This window comes from Cypionkella sp. TWP1-2-1b2 (assembly GCF_049896245.1).
GTDB lineage: Bacteria > Pseudomonadota > Alphaproteobacteria > Rhodobacterales > Rhodobacteraceae > Cypionkella.
Genome location: NZ_JAFCTX010000002.1, coordinates 143626 through 166461, shown reverse-complemented (window position 1 = coordinate 166461; position 22836 = coordinate 143626). Strand labels below are relative to the sequence as shown.

Here is a 22836-nt window from a genome sequence, read left to right as displayed (position 1 = left end):
GTGGCGGGTTTTTGGTGAATATCGCGCCAAATCAAGGTATGATGCAGGTGCATTGACGATTTTGGCTAGATTGCATCGGGCCGAAGATGTGCGGCCAGCGCCCTACCCCTGCGGCCAGAATTTGTTCGCGCCTGCAGAAGAACCGTGTTGTTAGCGCTAACAGCATCTGTTACAGCTAAAATATGCCGCTATTGCAGCTTTCGCCAAGCCTGAGGTGCCCGATGTCGTTGAACTCTACCATTGACCGCGTGACTGACCGCATCCGCGAGCGCTCGGCTCAGACACGCGGCGATTATCTGACACGGCTGGCAGCAGCGGCGCATCAGGGTCCGGCGCGGGGGCATTTGGCGTGCGGCAATCAGGCCCATGCCTATGCCGCGACGGGGGTGGATAAGGATGCTTTGGCGGCAGGTCGGGTGCCAAATATTGGCATCGTGACGGCCTATAACGATATGCTCTCGGCGCATCAGCCCTATGAGGATTATCCCAAACTGATCCGCGACGCCGCCCGCAAGGCAGGTGCTACGGCGCAGGTCGCGGGCGGGGTGCCTGCGATGTGTGACGGCGTGACCCAAGGTCAGGCCGGAATGGAGCTTTCGCTCTTCTCACGCGATGTGATTGCATTGTCGGCGGGCGTGGCTTTGTCGCACAACACTTTTGACGCGGCTTTGTTTCTGGGCGTGTGTGACAAGATCGTCCCCGGTCTGGTGATGGCTGCGGCGGCGTTTGGACATATTCCGGCGGTGTTCGTGCCTGCGGGGCCGATGACCTCTGGCCTGCCCAACGACGAAAAATCCAAGGTGCGCAATGCGTTTGCCACCGGAGAGGTTGGGCGCGATGTGCTGATGGCGGCGGAAATGGCCAGCTACCACGGCCCCGGCACCTGCACGTTTTATGGCACCGCCAACACCAATCAGATGCTGATGGAGTTCATGGGGCTGCACCTGCCGGGGGCTTCTTTCGTCAACCCGAACACGCCTTTGCGTGAGGCTTTGACCACTTATGCCGTCGAACGCGCCGTGGCGATCACCGCTTTGGGCAATGATTTCCGGCCCGCTGGCGAGATTCTTGACGAGCGCGCCTACGTCAACGGTCTGGTCGGGCTGATGGCGACAGGGGGCTCTACGAATTTGGTGCTTCACCTGCCTGCGATGGCGCGGGCGTCCGGCGTGCTGCTCGATCTCGCGGATTTCGATGAGATCAGCCAAGCGGTGCCGCTGATGGCCAAGGTCTACCCGAATGGTCTGGCCGATGTGAACCATTTCCACGCGGCGGGCGGGCTTGGCTATATGATCGGGCAGTTGTTGGATCACGGGCTGCTGCACGGCGATGCCAAGACGGTGGCAGGCGAAGGGCTGCGGCATTACCGGACCGAGCCGAAACTGCTGGATGGGCGGCTGACCTGGACACCGGGGTCGAACCATACGCTGAACGACAAGATTTTGCGACCTGCTTCCGATCCGTTCCAGCCAACCGGAGGCTTGCGGCAGTTGTCCGGCAACCTTGGCCGCGGCGTGATAAAGGTGTCCGCTGTGGCACCCGAGCGTCATATCATTGAGGCGCCTTGCCGGATTTTCCACGATCAGAACGATGTGAAAGCCGCGTTCAAGGCGGGGGAGTTTACGTCGGACACTATTGTTGTGGTGCGCTTCCAAGGCCCGCAAGCCAATGGGATGCCGGAATTGCACTCGCTGACGCCGATGCTGTCGGTTTGCCAGGATCGCGGGTTGAAGATGGCTTTGGTGACGGATGGCCGGATGTCGGGGGCCTCTGGCCGGGTGCCTGCGGCGATCCACGTCTCGCCCGAGGCCGCCAAGGGTGGCCCGCTTGCGCGGCTGCGCGATGGTGATATTGTGCGGTTGGATGCGGTTGCGGGCACTTTGTCGGTGTTGGCTGCCGATTTTGAGACCCGCGAACCTGTCACCGCCGATCTGTCCGCCAACCGTCACGGCATGGGCCGCGAGTTGTTCGAAGCGTTCCGCCGCAATGTTGGCACCTCGGAAACCGGGGCGGCTGCGGTGATCTAAGTTTTCGCCTCTGGCGGGGATATTTGAGCAGAGAGGATGACCTAATCTGAGTGTCATCCTCTCTGCTCAAATATCCCCGCCGGAGGCTCCTCACTTTCAACCTGCCCCGTAAGATGGCGATGGAGACGATGATGAAACCGAGCAAACAATCCCGCCTCGCTGCCGAAATCTGCGGCCTAGCCCCGGTGGTGCCGGTGCTGGTGATCGACGATCTGGCGCATGCCAAACCCCTCGCCGAAGCTTTGGTGAAGGGCGGTCTGCCTGCGCTGGAAGTCACTTTGCGCACCGCTTGCGCGCTGGATGCGATCCGGGCGATGTCAGAAGTACCGGGCGGCGTGGTGGGTGCGGGCACTTTGCTGACGCCTGCGGATGTGAAGGCGGCGAAGGCTGCGGGCGCTAAGTTTGGGGTGTCGCCGGGGGTGACCGAGCGGTTGCTGGATGCCTGTGCGGAATATGAATTGCCGCTGTTGCCGGGGGCTGCGACGGCCTCCGAGATCATGGCGCTGCTGGAACTGGGCTATACGGTGCAGAAGTTCTTCCCGGCTGAACAGGCTGGCGGTGCGGCTTATCTCAAATCCATCGGCTCACCTATTCCGCAGGTGTCGTTCTGCCCTACGGGCGGGATCAGCCTGAAAAACGCGCGGGATTATCTGGGGCTGAAGAATATTCTTTGCGTCGGCGGGTCTTGGGTTGCGCCGAAAGAGGCGATGGCCAAGGGTGATTGGGCAGCGATCACCAAGCTTGCGGCAGAGGCTGTGCTGTTGCGCTAAATCTTTCGACGCGGGGCGGGCGTGCCGCAGCGCGTTGCCCCCGCCATGGATCACGGCTTTTATTCCCAGCGGGGAGAGACTTGTGGTTTACAGATTTTTAACCACACAATCTGGTACTGATCGGTCAAAATGCGCGGCGCAAATGCGGGTTTCGCTGGGTCTGCTTATGGATTGGTGGCAAACCGCGCCGCGCGACCGCCCCGGCGTTTGGGGTGTTCGGGGGCGGTCAGTGCCTCGGTCAGCACTTTGGTCATTGGGTGGTATGGGTTCGGCAGGCCATACTGCGCGATCAGGGCGCGGATACAGTCGGGGGTGTTGACCACCGCTGGCAGGCTGAGCACCCAGTCGATGAAGATCTGACCACACTCGCCATAGCTGATGCCTTCAATATTGTAGCTTTCGCGCACCAGCCCTTTCGGGTCTGCTTCTGATAGATCCACCGCGCGTCTCCCCATGCATCACCCGTTCAGATGGGCCGAAATTACCTGCTCTGCAAGCGCAGCCTGCCGCAGCAGCCGTTCGGTCAGCGACGTGATGCTCGCCTCCCCGGCCTCGCGCAACAGAAAAGCCACGCCGCCCAGCCCCAAGGTTGCTGGATCGAGCGGCTTGTCGGACAAAAGTTTGCTCGCTGCCTGCATTTGCCAGCATAACCTGTAGGCATCGAGCAGTGCCGTCTGATCCGAAACCGACAGTTTAGCAGTGGTTCCGCCGGTGATCGCCCCACCTGCCGCGATCTGGCGTTCCACCCCGCGCGCGGGGCTGGCCGTTTGCAGGGCGACGGTTTGCGCCAGAAGTTCGATGTCCATCATCCGGCCGGGGCCGAATTTCGCGTCCCAACCGCCCGCGCCCGGCTTCGCCTCGGCCAGACGGGCGCGCATGTCGGCCACGTCTTTTAGCACGGTGGCCCCCTGCCCCTTCACCGCAATCGTCTCCCTGCGAAACGCCTCCACCTCGGCGGCGAGCGTAGGCTCGCCCGCCAGCACCCGCGCGCGGGTCAAAGCGAGGTGTTCCCATGTCCAGGCCTCATGGGCCTGATAGTTGCGGAAGGATTCGATTGAGGTCGCGACCGGCCCCTGCCGCCCCGAAGGCCGCAACCGCACATCAACCTCGTAAAGCCGCCCTTCGGCCATTTGCGCCGACAGCGCCGTGACCATGGCTTGGGTCAGGCGGGCGTAATAGGGGCGGGCTGCGAGGGGGCGTTTGCCATGGGAATTTTCCACCCCGGCGGCGTCATAGATCATGATCAGGTCAAGATCGGACCCTGCATTCAAGCGGCCCGCGCCCAAGCTGCCCATGCCCAGAACCACCGCGCCACGCCCCGGAGCCTGCCCATGTTTTGCTGCAAAATCGGTGCAGACCACGGGCCAAATCGCCGCGATGACCGCGTCGGCCAAGTCAGCATATTGCTTGCCCGCCTCAAAGCCATCAATCAGCCCGCGCAGATGATGCACACCGATGCGGAAGTGCCATTCCTTCATCCAGCGCCGGGCGGCGTCGAGTTTACGCTCATAATCGGGGATATCGTCGAGGCGTTTGGACAGTTCGGCGGTGAGGGCAGCGGGTGTGGGCCAAATCGCGAAAAACGCGCCACCAATCACCGCATCCAACACGCTGGCATTGCGCGACAGATACCGCGCCAAGGCTGGGGCGGTGCCTGCGATGTCGATGATCAGATCGACCAGTTGCGGGTTGGCCTCGAACAGCGAGAAGATTTGTACGCCGGAGGGCAGGCCTGCGAGGAAGCCATCCAGCGCCACCAGCGCCTCATCTGGATTGGCGGCGCGGGTCAGGCGTTTGAGCAAGATCGGGCGCAGCCGCAGAAAGATGGCTGCCGCGCGGTCGGAACGCAGCGCGGGATAGCTGCTCCAGCCTTTGACGATCTGGGCTGCGTGGTCAGAGAGGTCGGGACCGGATTCCACAGCGCTGGGGGCGAAGAATCCTTCGGTGAGGCGATCGGTTCTGGACAGGCGATCGAGCAGGTCTGTGCGGAAGCTGGCTTCGTCCTGCCCGCAGAAGGCGGCGATGCGGGCGATGCCTTCGGGCGTGGTCGGCAGGTTATGGGTCTGCTCATCGTTGACCATCTGGATGCGATGTTCGAGGTCGCGGTGTTGGACATAGAGCGTGGAGAGGTCAGTGGCGACTTCAAACGGCAGCCAATCTTTCGCAGCGAGGGCCTTGAGGCCGCCCAAAGTGGTGCGGTCGCGTAAGCTGATATCGCGGCCCCCGGCGATCAACTGGCGGGTTTGGGTGAAAAACTCGATCTCGCGGATGCCACCTTGACCGAGTTTCATATTATGGCCTTCGACCGTCACTGCCCCATTCAGGCCGCGGTGTTCGCGGATGCGCAGGCGCATGTCATGCGCGTCTTGGATCGCGGCGAAATCGAGATGTTTGCGCCAGACGAACGGCGTCAGGGTTTTCAGAAAGCGATTGCCCGCCGCAATATCGCCACCACAGGGGCGGGCTTTGATATAGGCGGCGCGCTCCCATGTGCGGCCCTGGGCTTCATAATAGGCTTCGGCTGCGGCCATCGACAGGCACACTGGCATCACCGAAGCATCCGGGCGCAGGCGCAGATCGGTGCGGAAAACGTAGCCCTCGGCGGTGATATCCGACAGCATTACCGCCATTTTGCGGGTGACACGGATGAAAGCGGCACGGGCGTCTTGCCAATCATCGCCGTAGCGGTCCTGATCGAACAGGCAGATCAGGTCGATGTCGGAGGAGTAGTTCAACTCGCCCGCCCCCATCTTGCCCATCGCCAAGCTGACCATGCCGCCCGCTGTCGCCGCATCATCTGGGGTGGCCCCGGGCAGTTTGCCCCGGCGGATTTCATCAGCCACCAAGCGCTGCATCGCCAGATCAACGGCGCGGTCGGCCAGATCGGTCAGCGCCCTCGTCACCTGCATCAGCGACCACACGCCGCCCAGATCGGCGAGGGCGGTCAGCAACGCCGCGCGGCGTTTGGCTTGGCGCAGGGAAGTTGGTAGTTGGTCGAGGGCCACATCGTTCAGCGCCACCAAAACTGCGTTGAAGGCGGTTTCCGGGGAAAGGTTGAGCGCGACGCGCAACCATTGCGCCTCGCGCAGCATCAGGGCTTTCAGGTAGGGGCTGCACCCTGCGGTATTGGCCAAAAGGCCGCGCAGATCGGGCGCAAGGTCAGCAAAGCTGGTGGCAATGTCAGTTGCCTGATCGCGATCATAAGCGATGGGCTGGCGGGTGAGACGGGCTGCGAAATTCTGGCTCATACCCGCAATTTGCGGCGGGTTGCAGGCGGGGTCAACGGGCTATTGTAGCCCGCAAGCCGCACGCAGCGGCGCTGCGATGGCTTGCAGCCCCGGCAGATCAAACACCGCCGTTCTTGGCCCCGCATTGTAGGGCACCACTTGGCCCACCAGCTTTTTATGGTGCAGCAGTGTTTTGTAAAAGCTGTTCGGGGCGGGCAGAAAAGTTGCGGTTGCATCGGTGCTGGTATCCAGCCGCTGCGTGTTTGGCACTTCGCTGTCCCAGCGCAGGGTGACATCCTTGGCTTTGGTGTCATAGCCACCGTCAGAAGCAAGATAATCTTGCCATGAGATGAAGGCTTCCAGTGTAGACGAGCGGCAGCGCAGATAAAGCTCGGCCTTACGGCCCAAAGCGTCGCCTGCGCCGGATTCCGGCAGTAGCAGGATCACGGTTTGGCTGTCGTCCATCGGATTGGTTTCCTGAATGATCTGCCAGTTGCCAGCGGGTGGCGGCGTGTCAGGGCTGGCAGCAGCAGGCGCGGTGTCCGCTGCAGGATTGGCAGCAACCAGCGCGTCAAAGCAGATCAAACGTCGCAGATCGCTGCCGAGTTTGGCACAGGTGGCAAGGCCAGAGCCAAGATCCTGAGCAGGGGCGGCGGAGGCCATCAGGCCAAGCAAGATAACAGCAAGACGCAAAGCAATCTCCGGGTGTGCAAAGGTTCAAGCTTGAGGTGGCGCAAGAATTGTTTTCAATTTCGGTTTTTTGATGGCCCCAGCATGAGGATGTGATGAGCAAAAGTCGAGCGCGGGTGATGGCGGCGCTGCAGGCGGGCGGTGTTGTGGGGGCTCCGCTAGAGATGCCAGGCGAGACGCGGACGGCTGTGCAAGCGGCCCAGGCTGCGGGGTGTCAGTTGGATCAGATCGTGAAGTCGATCATTTTCGGCGGCGCGCGCGGGTTGTATCTGTTTCTGACCGCAGGCGGCAATCAGGTGGATGCCGCCCGCGCCAGTGCTTTGGCGGGCGAGGCTTTGGGGCGGGCCGATGCGAATAGGGTGCGCGCAGTGACCGGCTTTGCGATTGGCGGGGTGTCGCCTTTGGGGCATCTGACGCCGCTGCCGTTGTGGATGGACCCTCGATTGCTCACCTATGCAACAGTATGGGCGGCGGCGGGGACGCCCCGGCATATTTTCGCGATCCCGCCTGCGCAGTTGCAGCAGATCACCGGGGCGATCGTGGCAGATTTCACCGCTTAAAGGTTATGGGTGAACAGTCCCAATACACGCCAGCCGCCTCGGACTTGGTCCGGGGCGGCTGGGGATTGATTTAGGCAGGTTTTCGCGCATTTTTGGCTCTTGATCCGACCTTATGTAAATATCATTCACATAACCCTTGAAAGCGGACCCGACACAGCGCATCTTGGCTCATGTGAAAGGCATTCACATAGGGTGATACGCTGACACAACAACCGAAACACGGGAGTCCGCCGATGAATACCAGCTCGACCACCGCCCCTTCCTCTGGCGGAATCTTCTCTATCCTGCGCCGTGCCGAGTCCTGGCTTGATGATCGTGGCAGATTTGCCTGGATCGCTGCCATGGTGCTTGGTTTCATCTTCATCTGGCCCGTGGGCCTGGCCTTTCTGGCCTATATGATCTGGAGCAAACGTATGTTCAGCCGTTCTTCTTGCGCGGAACGCCGCGCCCGTCACTTTGAGCGTCATGCGCACCACTGGGGCGGCAACCATTCGGCGATGCGCCCCTCGGGCAACGCCGCGTTCGATGCCTACAAGACCGATATGCTGCGCCGTCTGGAGGATGAGCAGACCGCGTTCGAATCCTTCCTGCAACGTCTGCGCGAGGCCAAGGACAAATCGGAGTTCGACAGCTTTATGGAGGACCGCGCCCGTGCCGCCTCTGCCGCTGCCCCTGCCGCGCCGACCGAAGTGGCACGCCCCGGCGAATACTGATCCTCGGATAATTGTCTGACCCCAAAGCCCCCCGGTTTGCGCCGGGGGGCTTTTGTTTGCGCAGGGTTTCCGCTGGCTTGCCCGGCTGGCTTGGCCCGTGCGGATCGCGCTTGTGATTGCGCTTGGCGGCGGCGCTTGGCCTTGCTAGGGTGCGCTATCCCTAACCTTGCAGCCCGAGATAATGCGCCACACCCTTCCGATTGCGCCCCAGTTCTATGTGACGGCTCCGCAGCCCTGCCCTTACCTTGAGGGGCGGATGGAGCGGAAGTTGTTCACAGCCTTGCAGGGCGATCAGGCGCAACGGTTGAATGATTCGCTGTCAAAGCAGGGGTTTCGGCGCTCGCAAAACGTGCTGTATCGGCCATCTTGTGCGGAATGTTCGGCCTGTTTGTCGGCGCGCATAAGGGTCGCGGATTTCAAACCCAGCCGGACCCAGCGCAAGATTATGAAGAACGCGGCGCATTTGCGGCGCAATGCGACCAGCCCTTGGGCGACGGAAGATCAGTTCAGCCTGTTCCGCCGCTACCTTGATGCCCGCCACGCCGATGGTGGGATGGCGGATATGGATGTGTTCGAATTCGCCGCGATGATTGAGGAAACCCCGATCAAAAGCCGGGTGATCGAATATACCCGTGCGGCTGGGCCCGGCGAGCGCGGGCGGCCTTTGGCTTGCGTGGCGCTGACCGATGTTTTTGATGACGGGCTGTCGATGGTCTACAGCTTTTATGACCCCGATATGATTGATCTGTCACTGGGGACATTCGCCATTCTGGACCATATCGCCATCGCGCGCGAAGCCGGCCTGCCTTATGTCTACCTTGGCTATTGGGTGCCGGGCAGCCGCAAGATGGGCTACAAGGCCGGGTTCAACGCGCTGGAGATTTTCAAGCACGGCGCTTGGCAGGATATCGGCGACCCTGCCGATCACCGGGCCGAGTTGCATCCGCTGTCGGTTGACCCGATTGCCGAGCAGGTGGCGCGGATTTCGCTGCCCGAAGCGCGTTCTGTGCCACGGGAGTGATTGGATCGTTTGCGCTGGTAGTGCCGGAGTATGATAAGGCGATCCGGTTTTTCTGCGATGGCTTGGGGTTTCTCCTGACCGCCGACATAGATCAGGGCCACAAGCGCTGGGTGACGGTGCAGCCTGCGGGTGGTGGCGTGCAACTGGTGCTGGCAAAGGCGGTTGAGGCTCGGCAACTGGCGGCGGTGGGGGATCAGGCGGGCGGGCGGGTTTGGCTGTTTCTCCACACCGATGATTTCGCCCGCGATGCAGCCCGCATTGTGGCGGCGGGCGGCGTGTTTGAGGAAGCCCCGCGCCATGAGGAATACGGCACGGTCGCGGTATGGCGCGATATCTGGGGCAACCGCTGGGATTTGCTGCAACCCGCGTAAGCGCGTGCAACCCGTTTGGACGCTTCTTCCCAGCGGGGAATGACTTGTGTTTTCGGCCAAGTTCACCACAATATATAGCGGCAGAATTGCATCAATGAGGCGATGATTTTTCTGCACAAAATTTGGGTGGCGGCGGCGTTTGGTTTCGAATCGGCGCAAACGGAGGCATCAAGTCGGAGTAAAATTGCTAAAATTACACAAAAGCCGCCGTTTTAGCAATTAAAATTCAAAAAACTGTGCTTGGGCGACATATTCCGCGTCGATTTGCAGTTGACGCCCCTGCCGCGCCGCCCTAGTTTCCCCGACGAAGCTCAAGGGGTCTGCAATGCTTGGCATTCTAGTCGTCGTAAGGATAAAGCGCATGGGCCGGTAACGGTTGACCATCAGGTTTCCCATGCGCCCCCGAGACACCTCCGGGGGCTTTTTGTTATCCATGGGCCGGCGGCCCAAACTGAGGAAAAGATCATGACGCGTCAGATGACCGGAGCACGAATGGTGGTTCAAGCCTTGAAGGATCAGGGTGTTGAAGTTGTGTTTGGCTATCCGGGTGGCGCGGTGCTGCCGATCTATGACGAGATTTTCCAGCAAAACGACATTCGCCATATCTTGGTGCGCCACGAACAAGGTGCGATCCATATGGCCGAGGGCTATGCGCGATCAACCGGCAAGGTTGGCGTGGCTTTGGTGACTTCCGGGCCGGGGGCGACCAATGCGGTGACCGGGCTGACCGATGCTTTGCTGGATTCAATCCCGCTGGTGGTGCTTTCGGGTCAAGTGCCGACGTTCATGATCGGCACCGATGCGTTCCAGGAAGCGGATACCATTGGCATCACCCGGCCCTGCACCAAGCATAACTGGCTGGTGAAGGATACCGAGAAGCTGTCGGAGACGATTCATCAGGCGTTTCATGTCGCCTCGCACGGTCGCCCCGGCCCGGTGCTGATCGACATCCCGAAGGATGTGCAGTTTGCCACCGGCACCTACAAGCCGATCGAAACCAGCCGGGTGTCGCATTATCAACCGCGGGTGAAGGGCGACCCCGAGGCCATCGTGCGGATGGTCGAGTTGATGGAAACCGCTGAGCGCCCGGTGTTTTACACCGGTGGCGGCGTGATCAACTCGGGCGTCAAGGCGAGCCAGTTGCTGCGCGAGTTTGTGGCAGCGACGGGGTTTCCGATCACCTCGACCCTGATGGGGTTGGGGGCTTATCCGGCAAGCGGCACCGCTTGGCTGGGCATGTTGGGGATGCACGGGCTGTATGAGGCCAATCTGGCGATGCACGGCTGCGATCTTATGATCAACATCGGCGCGCGGTTTGATGACCGTATCACCGGGCGCATCCCGGATTTCAGCCCACATTCGAAGAAGGTGCATGTCGATATTGACCCGTCTTCGATCAACAAGGTGATCCGGGTCGATGTGGGGATCGTCGGCGACATTGCGCATGTGCTGGAGGAGGCTTTGCCTTTGTGGAAATCGCGCGGGGCGCGGGTGAATAAAGACGGCCTTGCGAAGTGGTGGAAGCAGATTGCCGAGTGGCGGGCGGTGAAATGCCTGACCTATAAAAACTCGGCATCGGTGATCAAGCCGCAATATGCGCTGGAGCGGCTGGAAGCGCTGACCAAGGGGATGGATCGCTATATCACCACCGAAGTTGGCCAGCATCAGATGTGGGCGGCGCAGTATCTGGGCTTTGAGGCGCCGAACCGTTGGATGACATCCGGTGGTTTGGGGACGATGGGCTACGGTTTGCCTGCAAGCATTGGCGTGCAGATTGCGCATCCTGACAGTCTGGTGATCAACGTTGCGGGTGAGGCTTCGTGGCTGATGAACATGCAGGAAATGGGCACGGCGATGCAGTTCCGCGCGCCGGTCAAGCAGTTCATCCTGAACAACGAGCGGCTGGGGATGGTGCGTCAGTGGCAGGAATTGCTGCATGGTGAGCGCTATTCGCAATCGTGGTCGGAGTCGTTGCCGGACTTTGTGAAATTGGCGGAAGCCTTTGGTTGCAAGGGCATACAGGTGACCGACCCCAAGGATCTGGATGATGCGATCATGGAGATGATCCGCTATGACGGGCCGTTCATCTTCGATTGCCGGGTGGAAAAGCACGAGAATTGCTTCCCGATGATCCCCTCGGGCAAGCCGCATAACGAGATGCTTTTGGGCGATGCCGATACCCAAGGCGTGATCGGTGCCAAGGGCGCGGTTCTGGTTTGAGATGTCACACCGGGGGGCTCGCCCCCCGGACCCCCGAGGATATTTAAAAACAGATGAAAGGGGCAGAAGATGTCTCCGCTCAACATCAAGAAAAGTGCGTCCAGCCATTCGGCTTATGAGTTGCGCGACCCGAATGCGCCGGTGATCGAGACGCATACTCTGGCGGTGATCGTCGAGAACGAGCCGGGGGTTTTGGCCCGCGTGATCGGTTTGTTCACCGCGCGCGGCTATAACATCGACAGTCTGACGGTGGCCGAGGTGGATCATACCAGCCATCGCAGCCGGATCACGGTGGTGACGACGGGCACGCCGGAGGTGATCGTGCAGATCAAGGCGCAGTTGGCGCGGATGGTGCCGGTGTATGAGGTGCATGATCTGACGGTGGAAGGGCCTGCCGTGCAGCGGGAACTCGCGTTGTTCAAGGTGGCGGGCAAGGGCGAGGCGCGGATTGAGGCGTTGCGTTTGGCCGAGATTTTCCGGGCGCATGTGGTGGATTCGACCTTGGAATCTTTCGTGTTCGAGATGACCGGGACGCCCGAGAAGATCGACTCGTTTGCCGAGTTGATGCGGCCTTTGGGCCTGCGGGAGATTGCGCGGACCGGGGTTGCGGCGCTGTCGCGCGGGGTGTGATCAAGCTTGCGCGACACGTGCGCGCAGGCCATTTGCCCCAAGTGTGATCTGGCCTATACCAAGTGCAATCGGGAGGCCGCGATGATCATTGAATTCGGACATTTCACCTTGGTGCTGGCCTTTATGGTGGCGCTGGTGCAATCCACCCTGCCGCTGTGGGGGGCTTACCGCCGTGATGCGCGGTTGATGGCGGTGGCGGACCCTGCGGCGGTGGTGCAGTTTTTGCTGATCGCCACCAGCTTTGCGGCGCTGACTTATGGCTTTGTCACCTCAGACTTTTCGCTGAAACTGGTGGTGGAGAATTCGCATACCGCCAAGCCGATGCTGTATAAATTTGCGGGCGTTTGGGGCAACCATGAGGGCTCGCTGCTGCTGTGGGTGCTGATTTTGGCAGCTTTTGGCGCTTGTGCGGTTTGGTTTGGCGGCAATCTTCCCGGCGCGTTGAAGGCGCGGGTGTTGGCGGTGCAGGGCTCGATTGGTGTCGCCTTCATGGCGTTCATGCTGTTGACCTCGAACCCGTTTGTGCGGCTGGAAAATCCGCCGATGAATGGCAATGATCTCAATCCGTTGCTGCAAGACCCCGGTTTGGCGTTTCATCCGCCGTTTTTGTATCTGGGCTATGTCGGGCTTTCGATGAGCTTTTCGTTTGCCATCGCAGCGCTGTTGGAGGGCCGGGTGGATGCCGCCTGGGGGCGCTGGGTGCGGCCCTGGACACTCGCCGCCTGGATATTCCTGACCATCGGCATCGCGATGGGGTCGTGGTGGGCGTATTACGAACTCGGCTGGGGCGGGTTCTGGTTTTGGGACCCGGTGGAGAACGCAAGCTTTATGCCATGGCTGATCTCGGCGGCCTTGTTGCACTCGGCGATTGTGGTGGAGAAGCGCGAGAGTTTGAAGGCTTGGACGGTATTGCTGGCGATTCTGGCGTTTGGCTTTAGTCTGACGGGGACGTTTATCGTGCGCTCTGGCGTGATCACCTCTGTCCACGCATTCGCCAATGATCCGGCGCGCGGGGTGTTTATTCTGGGCATTCTGGGCGTGTTCATGGGTGGATCGCTGACGTTGTTTGCGTTGCGCGCCAGTGTGTTAGAAACCAAGGGCGTGTTTGCCGTGGTCAGCCGGGAAACCGCGCTGGTCGCTAACAATTTGCTGCTGGCGGTGTCGGCTTTTGTGGTCTTTATCGGCACGATCTGGCCACTGATTGCCGAGTTGGTGTTTGCGCGCAAGCTGTCGGTCGGGCCGCCGTTTTTCGATGCAGCCTTCACGCCGTTCATGGTGGCGCTGGCGTTGATCTTGCCGGTGGGGGCGATGTTGCCGTGGAAACGCGCGGAAATCCGGCGGGCGCTGCGGCCTTTGCGCGGGGCTTTGGTGTTGGCTTTGGCGGTGGGGCTGCTGGTTTATGCAGTGCAGACCGGCAAAAGTGCTTTGGGCCCGGTGGGGGCTGCCTTGGGCGCTTGGGTTGTGATGGGGGCGCTGATTGACCTTTGGCAGCGGTTGGGGCGTGGGTCTGTGGCGGATCGGTTAAGCCGTCTGACCCGCCTGCCCCGCGCCGATCTGGGCAAGGTTGTCGCACATTCCGGCATGGGCGTGACGATCTTTGCGGTGGCCGCGATGACGGCTTGGGTGACGGAAGATATTCGTACCGTGAAGATCGGCGAGACGTTTGCCTTGGGCAGCTACGATGTGACCTTGCAGGCGGTGAACAAGGTCGAGGGGCCGAATTACCACTCGACCATGGCGGATATGATCGTGCGCAAGGGCGGCGTGCAGGTGGCCAGTTTGCACCCGGAAAAGCGGATGTATCCGGTGGCGGGGATGCCGACGACCGAGGCCGCGATTGATCAGGGGGTGTTTCGCGACCTGTATCTGGTGATCGGCGATGCACAAGACGATGGCGGCTATGCGGTGCGCAGTTACATCAAGCCGTTTGCCAACTGGATTTGGGGCGGCGCGTTGCTGATGGCTTTGGGCGGCATGCTTAGCCTGTCGGATCGGCGGTTTCGGGTGGCGGCGGGGGCGCGGCGGAGTGTTGCTGCGGCGGTGGCTGCGGAATGATGCGGGCGGTTTTACTGGCGCTGCTGCTGCTGGCCTCGCCTGCGTTTGCGGTGCAACCCGATGAAATGCTGAAAGATCCGGGGCTTGAGGCGCGGGCGCGGGCGATCTCGCAGAACCTGCGCTGCCCGGTCTGTCAGGGCGAGGATATTGACGATTCCAATGCGCCGATCAGCCGGGATTTGCGGCTGGCGGTGCGTGAGCGGCTGGTGGCGGGCGACAGTGACACTCAGGTTGTCGATTATGTCGTGGCGCGCTATGGCGAATTTGTGCTGTTCAGCCCGCGCGCCGAAGGGTCGAGTTTGATGCTGTGGCTGGCGGGACCTGCGATGTTGCTGGCGGGGGCTGGCATTGCTTTGGCGATGAGCCGCAGGCGGGCGGTGGCGGCTGAGGCCGAAACTTTGTCCGAGGCCGATAAGGTAAGGCTGGCCGAGTTGCTGACAAAGTGACGCTGGGTTTCACTGGTTGCATGGCCCTGCCCTGATACTCTGGCTGCAAACAGGGGGACGCGATGTTTCAGTGCATTACTTATCAACTTGAGGCGGGCGTGGCGGTGATCACACTGAACCGGCCCGAGGTGATGAACGCGCTTTCGACGCTTTTGCGCGCCGAGATGCTGGCGGCGGTGCTGCGCGCGGGCAGCCAAGCGCGGGTGTTGGTGATGACTGGCGCGGGTCGGGCGTTTTGCTCGGGGCAGGATTTGGGTGACGCTTCGGGACCGCTGGACCTGGAGCGCGTGCTGAATGAGGAATATGTACCGCTGCTGAAGGCGATCACCGATTGCCCGATCCCGACGATTTCAGCGGTTCAAGGTGCTGCAGCCGGGGCCGGGGCGAATTTGGCGCTGGCAGCAGATGTGGTGATTGCCGCCGAGAGTGCGTCGTTCATTCAGGCGTTTACCCGGATTGGTCTGGTGCCGGATGCAGGCGGCAGCTACTGGTTGCCGCGCCAGATCGGCCTTGCCCGTGCGATGGGGGCGGTGTTGTTTGCCGATAAGGTGACGGCACGGCAGGCGATGGATTGGGGCATGATTTATGAATGTGTTCCAGATCAGGACTTTAGCGCGCATTGGCGGGCGCGGGCGCGGGCTTTGGCGCAGGGGCCGACGCTGGCTTACCTTGGCGTGAAAACCGCGTTGCGGGCGTCATTCGGCAACGATCTGGATCAGCAACTGGCTTTGGAGGCGCGGTTGCAGGGGGAATGTGGCGCGACCGAGGATTTCCGCGAAGGTGTTGCGGCGTTTTTGGAAAAGCGCGCGGCGCAGTTTCGCGGCAAGTAGCTGCTCATCCGCCCTTACAGGCGTCTTCGCGAGGAAAGCCGCAAGGCTTGAGGAGCTTTCACGGGGTCTAGCGCCGACCGGCCTTGCGGGTCGACAGCAGCAGGTTGGTTTCCGAGGTCAGCACACCGTCGATGTTGCGGATACGATTGATCACCTCATCCAATTCGATCAGGGTTTGGGTGGAAATCTCGGCGATCAGGCTCCATTTGCCATTGTTCGAATGGACGGCCATCACTGCGGGGATGCCCGCCAGCCGCGCCATCACCTTCTCGCCACCCTTGCCCTCGATGATGATCATCATCAGCCCGCGCACCGGAGCTTCGGCGACATCGGAACGCGTCAGCACGGTAAAGCCGGCAATCTCGCCCTTGGCGGTCAACCGCTCCATCCTTGTGCGCACGGTGGCGCGCGATAAGCCGAGGCGTTCGGAAAGGTCGGACAAAGCCGCACGGCCGTCGCGGCGCAATTCGGCAATCAGGCGGGTATCGGTTTCGTCCAACATGCGCAATTATCCTGCCATTATGTGAGGTGGATTATGCAAAGCGTCCTAAATATCTGTATTATTCGACGCAAGATGGAAAGAGTATCGCGCCAAAGGAGAATCCCATGCCCAACACCATTCTGATCGGTGCGCCGATTGACGAAGGCCAGCGCCGCCCCGGTTGCGTGATGGGGCCGACCGCGTATCGCGTGGCGGGATTGGCGCAGGCCATCCGCGACTTGGGCCATGGCGTGGAAGATTGGGGCGATATGGTGTTGCCCGCGTTGCAGGCGGTCAGTTGTCCGAACCCGGCAGTGCACAGCTTGGCCGAAGTGCTGGGCTGGACCGAGGTTTTGGCCGCCCGCGTCGAGGATGCGTTAAGCAGCGGCGGTTTGCCGGTCGTTCTGGGCGGCGATCATTCGCTGGCTTTGGGCTCGGTTGCCGGGGCTGCGAGCTTTGCCGCGCGGCAGGATCGTCCACTGTTTCTGTTGTGGTTGGATGCCCATTCGGACTTTCACACCCCATTGACCACCGCCAGCGGCAATTTGCACGGAACACCCGTGGCCTATATCGCCGGTCGTGCCGGGTTTGAGGCGTTTCCACCCTTCCCCGCACCGATCCCGGCGGCGCGGATTTGCCTTTATGGCATCCGCTCGGTGGACCCTGCCGAACATGCGGCGCTGTTGAAACATGATCTTGCAATCAATGACATGCGGGTGCTGGACGAGCGCGGTATCGTCGCCCCGTTGCGCGAATTTCTGGATATGGTGCGCGCGGCGGGCGGCATGTTGCATGTGTCGCTGGACGTGGATTTTCTGGACCCGTCGATTGCGCCGGCCGTCGGCACCACGGTTCCGGGCGGCACGACGTTCCGCGAGGCGCATCTGGTGATGGAACTGCTGCACGAATCCGCGCTGGTGACCTCGCTCGATCTGGTCGAGTTGAACCCGTTTCTGGATGAGCGCGGCCGCACCGCGAAATTGATGGTCGATCTGGTGGGCTCGCTGATGGGCCGCAAGGTGTTCGACCGCCCCACCCGCAGCTTTTGAGGACCCCGATGAACACGCCATCGCATCAGGCCTATGTGCCCTTCGTCTCTGTCGATAACATGCTGAAACTGGTGCTGCATCTGGGAGTGGAGCGGGTTCTGCGTGACCTTGCCGCCGAGATTGAAGCCGATTTTCACCGCTGGCCACTGTTTGACAAAACCCCACGGGTGGCCAGCCATTCCGATGTTGGGGTGATTGAGTTGATGCCGACATCTGACGGCGAAACTTACGGCTTCAAGTATGTCAACGGCCATCCCAGCAACATGAAGCAAGGCTTGCAAACCGTTACAGCCTTTGGACTTTTGGCCGATGTGGCGACGTGCTATCCGGTGCTGCTCTCCGAGATGACCATCCTGACCGCGCTGCGGACGGCGGCGACGAGTGCAATGGCTGCGAAGTGGTTGGCGCCTGCGGGCAGCAGTGTGATGGCGCTGATTGGCAATGGGGCGCAGTCGGAATTTCAGGCTTTGGGATTCAAGGCGATCTGCGGCATTACCGAAGTGCGCTTGTACGACATCGACCCGGAGGCCACCGCAAAATGTGCGGCGAATTTGGCGGGGCGCGGGTTGAACGTGGTGTCTTGTGCGACGCCCGAGGAAGCCATTCTGGGCGCGCAGATCATCACCACGGTGACGGCGGACAAGCAATATGCCACCATCCTGACTGATAATATGGTCGGCGCGGGCGTGCATATCAACGCGGTGGGCGGCGATTGCCCAGGCAAGACCGAGTTGCACAAAGATATCCTGCTGCGGTCGTCGATCTTCGTCGAATACCCCGAGCAGACCCGGATTGAGGGTGAGATTCAGCAGTTGGACGCCGATCATCCGGTGATCGAGTTGTGGCAGGTGATCAATGGCGAAGCCAAGGGACGCACGGATGCGCGTGAGATCACCTTGTTTGATTCCGTGGGCTTTGCGGTCGAAGATTTCTCGGCCCTGCGCTATGTCCGCTCGAAACTGGCGGAAACCGGGCTGTTCACCCAGTTGGATATGATCGCCGATCCCGATGATCCGCGTGATCTGTTCGGGATGATCATGCGGGCGGGTTGAGCGGAGGCTCGTCAAGCCTTTCGGCTTTCCTCGCTTGGCCAATCTGCCGCAAGCGAGGAAAGCCGTCAGGCTTGAGGAGCATCAGGATCGCGGTAGCTGTGCCGCCTGCCCTGCCAATCGGTGATCTGGTAGGCGTCGCCTTCGGGTTCGACATAACCCGGCCCGATGGGAACTTTGCCAAATCCGCCCGGAATATCCAGCACATAGGTCGGCAGGCCAATGCCGGACAGCCTGCCGCGCAACTGCGCCATGATGGCTTGGCCCGCCGCGATGGTGGTGCGGAAATGGCTGGTGCCACGGGCGAGGTCACAGTGATGCAGGTAATACGGCGTCACCCGGTTGCGCAGCAGGGTGCGGAACAGGGTTTCCAGCGTGGCGGCATTGTCGTTGATACCTTTGAGCAGAACGCTTTGGGATAGCAGCGGAATCCCGGCATCGGCGAGTTTGGCAAGGGCAGCTTGTGCGGCAGGGGTGATTTCCTGCACGTGGTTGGTGTGCAGGACGAGGTAAGTCGTGGGCCGCGCCTGCAAAGCCTTGATCATCTGCGCTGTGATCCGGGCGGGGGCCACCACGGGCACACGGGTGTGAAAGCGGACGATCTCGACATGCGGGATCGCGGACAGCCGCTGCATCAGCGCCGACAGGCGGCGGGGGGACAGCACCAAAGGGTCGCCGCCGGTCAGGATAACCTCCCATATCGCGGGGGTGGCGGCGATATAGGCCAGCGCCGCCGCCAGATCAGCCTCGGGCAAAGCGCCCTCGTCGCCCACCGCTTCACGGCGGAAACAGAAGCGGCAATAGACCTCGCAGGTGTGGGTAGCGGCAAGGATCACCCGGTCGGGGTAGCGATGGGTCAGACCGGGCGTGGGGCTGTAGGTGGTGTCACCGATCGGGTCGTGCAGTTCCTCGGGGCGGATGTTGAGCTCGGCCACATCAGGCAGGAATTGGCGGGCGATTGAGTCATCTGGCGTGGTGATCGCGCTGTGCATCTCGGCTGAGAGGCGGATGCGGAACGCCTCGGCCACCTGCAGCAAGGCATTGGCCTGATCGGCGGGGGCAAGCCCAGACTCGATAAGATCGTCAACCCGCGTCAGGGCGCGCCGTGGCAGAATTGTCATTGTGGCCGCCTGCAAAACCTCAGCGGCGCTTATCCGCGCGCCGGGGCGGAATGGCAAGTCCGCCTAATGCAGCCGAAATTCGCCCACCACATTGCGCCATTCGCCCGGTGCGATCAGCTGGCGATGGGTGAATCGCACCGAATGTAGCGGGCCTTCGATCTGGCTTTGCCAGAATTCAATAAAGCCGAAAAGCTGCGGATAATCCGGGGCCAGATCATAGTCTTGCCAGGTGAAGCTGTTGAGAACGTTGCGATAATCCGGCATCCGGTAGTATAGCTCTGCCGTTGTCAGCCCGTAGCCTTTCAGCATCAGTTCCGTCTCAGACCTGTGCATGGGTTGCCTGCCTTTCCAAAGCCCACAAACCTATCCTGCGCTTCACATATTAATTTTCCATAAAAACAGTGTGTTATCACTCACATCGCCTTGCTGCCAAAGCCATTTGCGCACCTGCCTTGCACCCCAAATGCACGATAGTGTAAGGTGGTGGCAACCATATCCAGACCCTAAACAGGAAGGCGCGGCCCAAGTGACCGACACTCCGGAAACCCCTGAAACGGCTGACGAAAAACCGATCCGCATGCACCATGACGGGCCGCAGATCGACATCGCCGCCGAGATGAAAACCGCCTATCTCGATTACGCGATGAGCGTGATCGTGAGCCGCGCGATCCCCGATCTGCGTGACGGCTTGAAACCGGTGCATCGGCGGATTTTGTTCGCGATGCACGAGACCAATAACGGCCACGACAAGCCTTACCGCAAATCGGCGCGCCCGGTCGGCGATACGATGGGCAAATACCACCCGCACGGCGATTCTGCGATTTACGACGCGCTGGTGCGGATGGCGCAGCCGTTCTCGATGAGCCTGCCTTTGCTGGATGGGCAGGGTAATTTCGGCAGCATGGACGGCGATACGGCTGCGGCGATGCGCTATACCGAAGTGCGGATGGACAAGCCTGCGGCGTTTCTTTTGGCGGATATCGACAAAGACACCGTTGATTTCCAAGACAATTATGACGGCAAAGACCGCGAACCCACCGTGCTGCCCGCGCGTTTTCCGAACATGCTGGTCAATGGCGCGGGCGGGATCGCCGTGGGCATGGCCACCAACATTCCGCCGCATAACCTGGGCGAAGTGATCGACGGCACTTTGGCGATGATCGCCAATCCCGACATCAGCATCGAGCAGTTGATGGAGATCATTCCTGCCCCGGATTTCCCGACGGGGGCGACGATTCTGGGCCGGGCTGGCGCGCGCAAAGCCTATCTTGAGGGCCGTGGATCGGTGATCATCCGCGCCAAAACCCGGATTGAGGAAATTCGCTCTGGCCGCTTTGCGATCATCATCGACGAGGTGCCGTATCAGGTCAACAAAGCCCGGATGATCGAGATTATCGCCGAGCAAGTGCGTGAGAAGAAAATCGAAGGCATCGCCCATGTGCAGGACGAATCCGACCGGATCGGCGTCCGCGTGGTGATCGAGCTGAAGCGCGATGCGACGGCGGATGTGGTTTTGAACCAGCTTTACCGCTTCACGCCGATGCAGACCTCTTTCGGCTGCAACATGCTGGCGCTGAATGGCGGGCGGCCGGAACAACTGACTTTGGCCGATTTTCTGCGCCATTTCATCACCTTCCGCGAGGAAGTTGTCGCACGCCGCACCGCTTATGAATTGCGCCGCGCCCGCGAGCGCAGTCATATTCTGTGTGGTCTGGCGGTGGCGGTTTCCAATGTCGATGAGGTGGTGGCGACCATCCGCTCGTCGGCGGACCCTGCGGAAGCGCGCGAACGGTTGATGACGCGGCGCTGGCCTGCGGGGGAAATCATCCCCTATATCAAGCTGATTGACGACCCGAGCCATCCGATCAACGACGACGGCAGCTATAACCTGTCGGAACTGCAAGCCCGCGCCATTCTGGATTTGCGCCTGCAACGCCTGACCGCGATGGGCGTTAAGGAAATCACCGACGAGCTGCAAGAACTGGCCGGTAAGATCAAGGATTACCTTGAGATTCTGGGCAGTCGCGAACGGATCATGGCGATCATTTCGACCGAACTGAGCGAAGTGAAGTCGATGTTTGCGGTGCCGCGCCGCACCGAAATCGTCGATTGGGCCGGCGATATGGAAGACGAAGACCTGATCGAGCGCGAGGATATGGTCGTCACCATCACCTCCGGCGGCTATATCAAACGCACGCCTTTGATCGACTTCCGCAGCCAGAACCGCGGCGGCAAGGGTCTGTCCTCGATGGCGACCAAAGAAGACGATGTGGTCACGACACTTTTCGTCGCCAATACGCACACGAACCTGTTGTTCTTCACCACCGATGGCATGGTCTACAAGCTGAAAACCTGGCGGCTGCCGCTGGCTGGGCGGACGGCGAAGGGTAAGGCGATGGTGAATATTCTGCCGATAACCCAAGGGGTTAGCATTGCCGCCCTGATGCCGGTGGATGCGCCAGAGGCCGAGTGGCAGGACCTGCAAATCGTGTTTGCCACCAGCGACGGTGATGTGCGGCAGAACGATCTGTCGGATTTCACCAATGTGATGCGCAACGGCAAGATCGCGATGAAATTGCCCGAGGGCGTGTTCTTGGTCAACGCCGCGATTGCCGATGAGAACGACGATATCATGCTGGTGACGGCGGGCGGGCGGGCGATCCGGTTCTCGACGCAAGAAATCCGGGTGTTCAAATCGCGCGGCTCGACCGGCGTGCGGGGCGTGCGTTTGGGCCGCGACGACAAAGTGGTGTCGATGTCGATCATCCGGCATTTTGAGGCCGAACCGGATGAACGCGCTGCCTACCTCAAGCAGCGTCGCCTGATGGCGGGTGTGACGGAAGAAGCCGAGGCTGATGACGAAGAAGAAGCCGTAAACGCGGGCCAGCTTTCCACCGAACGCTATGCCGAAATGTCGGCGGCCGAGGATTTGATCCTGACCATCACCACTTCGGGCTCTGGTAAACTCAGCTCCAGCCATGATTATCCTGTGCGCGGGCGCGGCGGCATGGGCGTGAAGGCGATGGACGGCGCGATGCGGGGTGGGCCATTGGTGGCGTCGTTCCCGGTGGATATGTCTGACCAGATCATGCTTGCAACCTCCACTGGGCAATCCATCCGGGTGCCCGTTGACCAAATCTCATTCCGCTCGCGCTCGGCAGGCGGGGTGAAGGTATTCAACACCGGAAAAGGTGAAGAAGTGGTTTCCGTCGCCCGGGTTGCTGAACAGGGCGATGAATAATCTTGAGGCGCGGCTGGCTGAACTGGCCGCGCTTCAGCAGACGATTACTTATGGTGCACTCGCGCGTGATCTGGCCATCCCCGGCCCCGGTGCGATTGCCAAACTGACGCAAGCGCTTGAAATCCTGATGGAAACCGATGCCGCAGCGGGTAAGCCCTTGCGTGCGGCACTCTGCGCGGGGCGGTTGGCGCAAGGCTTGCCCGCCCCCGGTTTTTTCGAGAAAGCCGCAAGTCTGGGATATGATCTGGGCGACAATCCCGCAGCATTTGTGCAACAGCATCGCCTAAAGCTGTGGGCGCGCCCCGAAAACTGACCGGTTTTCTGTGCATCAGTGC

General features: G+C 61.0%; 21 protein-coding genes. 15 read left to right on the top strand and 6 right to left on the bottom strand.

Features of this window, described 5'->3' with window-relative positions; translation table 11 throughout:
* Positions 1-221: 221 nt before the first annotated feature.
* Positions 222-2027, top strand: a complete 1806-nt coding sequence (gene edd, locus ACP7AP_RS01990; RefSeq protein WP_426031700.1) for a phosphogluconate dehydratase — start codon at positions 222-224, stop codon at positions 2025-2027.
* A gap of 131 nt (positions 2028-2158) precedes the next feature.
* A complete protein-coding gene (gene eda / locus ACP7AP_RS01985) occupies positions 2159-2797 on the top strand; it encodes a bifunctional 4-hydroxy-2-oxoglutarate aldolase/2-dehydro-3-deoxy-phosphogluconate aldolase (protein ID WP_426031698.1) in 639 nt (212 codons plus the stop codon).
* A gap of 164 nt (positions 2798-2961) precedes the next feature.
* Here the strand turns inward: eda and ACP7AP_RS01980 are convergent, their stop codons facing one another.
* The 3 genes from ACP7AP_RS01980 to ACP7AP_RS01970 are packed head-to-tail and all read right to left on the bottom strand — an operon-like array spanning position 2962 to position 6717.
* Positions 2962-3237, bottom strand: coding sequence for a hypothetical protein (locus tag ACP7AP_RS01980; RefSeq protein WP_426031696.1), 276 nt, complete (start codon positions 3235-3237; stop codon positions 2962-2964).
* A gap of 18 nt (positions 3238-3255) precedes the next feature.
* Complete coding sequence (locus tag ACP7AP_RS01975) at positions 3256-6045, bottom strand: glutamine-synthetase adenylyltransferase (RefSeq protein ID WP_426031694.1); 2790 nt, start codon at positions 6043-6045, stop codon at positions 3256-3258.
* Positions 6046-6084: 39 nt separating this feature from the next.
* Complete coding sequence (locus ACP7AP_RS01970; protein WP_426031692.1) at positions 6085-6717, bottom strand: hypothetical protein; 633 nt, start codon at positions 6715-6717, stop codon at positions 6085-6087.
* Between the two features lie 92 nt (positions 6718-6809).
* Between ACP7AP_RS01970 and ACP7AP_RS01965 the strand changes: the two genes are divergently transcribed.
* The 9 genes from ACP7AP_RS01965 (at position 6810) to ACP7AP_RS01925 (ending at position 15560) form a co-directional block, all read left to right on the top strand.
* Entirely contained in the window at positions 6810-7274 is a 465-nt protein-coding gene (locus tag ACP7AP_RS01965) for a YbaK/EbsC family protein (protein ID WP_426031690.1), read from the top strand.
* Positions 7275-7507: 233 nt separating this feature from the next.
* Positions 7508-7987, top strand: a complete 480-nt coding sequence (locus ACP7AP_RS01960; protein WP_426031688.1) for a DUF2852 domain-containing protein — start codon at positions 7508-7510, stop codon at positions 7985-7987.
* Between the two features lie 181 nt (positions 7988-8168).
* Entirely contained in the window at positions 8169-9008 is an 840-nt protein-coding gene (locus tag ACP7AP_RS01955) for an arginyltransferase (RefSeq protein ID WP_426031686.1), read from the top strand.
* Positions 9005-9379 carry a VOC family protein gene (locus tag ACP7AP_RS01950; protein ID WP_426031684.1) on the top strand — a complete coding sequence of 125 codons (375 nt, stop codon included), beginning with the start codon at positions 9005-9007 and terminating at the stop codon, positions 9377-9379. Before ACP7AP_RS01955 ends, ACP7AP_RS01950 begins: the two co-directional genes overlap by 4 nt.
* A 465-nt stretch (positions 9380-9844) precedes the next feature.
* Positions 9845-11599: an acetolactate synthase 3 large subunit gene (locus ACP7AP_RS01945; protein WP_426031682.1), complete on the top strand. Its 1755-nt coding sequence runs from the start codon at positions 9845-9847 to the stop codon at positions 11597-11599.
* Positions 11600-11668: 69 nt separating this feature from the next.
* The gene (gene ilvN, locus ACP7AP_RS01940; protein ID WP_426031680.1) at positions 11669-12229 is read left to right on the top strand and encodes an acetolactate synthase small subunit; all 561 of its coding nucleotides are present in this window, start codon (positions 11669-11671) and stop codon (positions 12227-12229) included.
* 81 nt (positions 12230-12310) lie between these two features.
* Complete coding sequence (locus ACP7AP_RS01935; protein WP_426031678.1) at positions 12311-14284, top strand: heme lyase CcmF/NrfE family subunit; 1974 nt, start codon at positions 12311-12313, stop codon at positions 14282-14284.
* On the top strand, positions 14281-14730 hold the full coding sequence (locus ACP7AP_RS01930; RefSeq protein WP_426031676.1) for a cytochrome c-type biogenesis protein: 450 nt from the start codon (positions 14281-14283) through the stop codon (positions 14728-14730). The genes ACP7AP_RS01935 and ACP7AP_RS01930 overlap by 4 nt, the downstream gene beginning before the upstream one ends.
* A 62-nt stretch (positions 14731-14792) precedes the next feature.
* Complete coding sequence (locus ACP7AP_RS01925) at positions 14793-15560, top strand: enoyl-CoA hydratase-related protein (protein ID WP_426031674.1); 768 nt, start codon at positions 14793-14795, stop codon at positions 15558-15560.
* 67 nt (positions 15561-15627) lie between these two features.
* On the opposite strand, the gene ACP7AP_RS01920 is transcribed toward ACP7AP_RS01925, so the two are convergent.
* Positions 15628-16059 (bottom strand): Lrp/AsnC family transcriptional regulator, encoded by a 432-nt coding sequence (locus tag ACP7AP_RS01920; RefSeq protein WP_426031753.1) that lies wholly within the window; start codon positions 16057-16059, stop codon positions 15628-15630.
* Positions 16060-16166: 107 nt separating this feature from the next.
* Between ACP7AP_RS01920 and rocF the strand changes: the two genes are divergently transcribed.
* Together rocF and ACP7AP_RS01910 are read left to right on the top strand one after the other, a co-directional pair.
* On the top strand, positions 16167-17090 hold the full coding sequence (gene rocF, locus ACP7AP_RS01915) for an arginase (protein WP_426031672.1): 924 nt from the start codon (positions 16167-16169) through the stop codon (positions 17088-17090).
* Positions 17091-17098: 8 nt separating this feature from the next.
* Complete coding sequence (locus tag ACP7AP_RS01910) at positions 17099-18142, top strand: ornithine cyclodeaminase (RefSeq protein ID WP_426031670.1); 1044 nt, start codon at positions 17099-17101, stop codon at positions 18140-18142.
* A 65-nt stretch (positions 18143-18207) separates the two neighbouring features.
* Here ACP7AP_RS01910 and ACP7AP_RS01905 read toward each other — a convergent pair whose 3' ends face one another.
* Positions 18208-19260 (bottom strand): lysine-2,3-aminomutase-like protein, encoded by a 1053-nt coding sequence (locus tag ACP7AP_RS01905; RefSeq protein WP_426031668.1) that lies wholly within the window; start codon positions 19258-19260, stop codon positions 18208-18210.
* 63 nt (positions 19261-19323) lie between these two features.
* Entirely contained in the window at positions 19324-19593 is a 270-nt protein-coding gene (locus ACP7AP_RS01900; RefSeq protein ID WP_426031666.1) for an usg protein, read from the bottom strand.
* A 193-nt stretch (positions 19594-19786) separates the two neighbouring features.
* On the opposite strand from ACP7AP_RS01900, the gene gyrA reads away from it, so the two are divergent.
* Both gyrA and ACP7AP_RS01890 read left to right on the top strand, forming a co-directional pair.
* Positions 19787-22501: a DNA gyrase subunit A gene (gyrA, locus tag ACP7AP_RS01895; RefSeq protein WP_426031664.1), complete on the top strand. Its 2715-nt coding sequence runs from the start codon at positions 19787-19789 to the stop codon at positions 22499-22501.
* A complete protein-coding gene (locus ACP7AP_RS01890; protein WP_426031662.1) occupies positions 22494-22814 on the top strand; it encodes a hypothetical protein in 321 nt (106 codons plus the stop codon). Before gyrA ends, ACP7AP_RS01890 begins: the two co-directional genes overlap by 8 nt.
* Positions 22815-22836 lie beyond the last annotated feature (22 nt).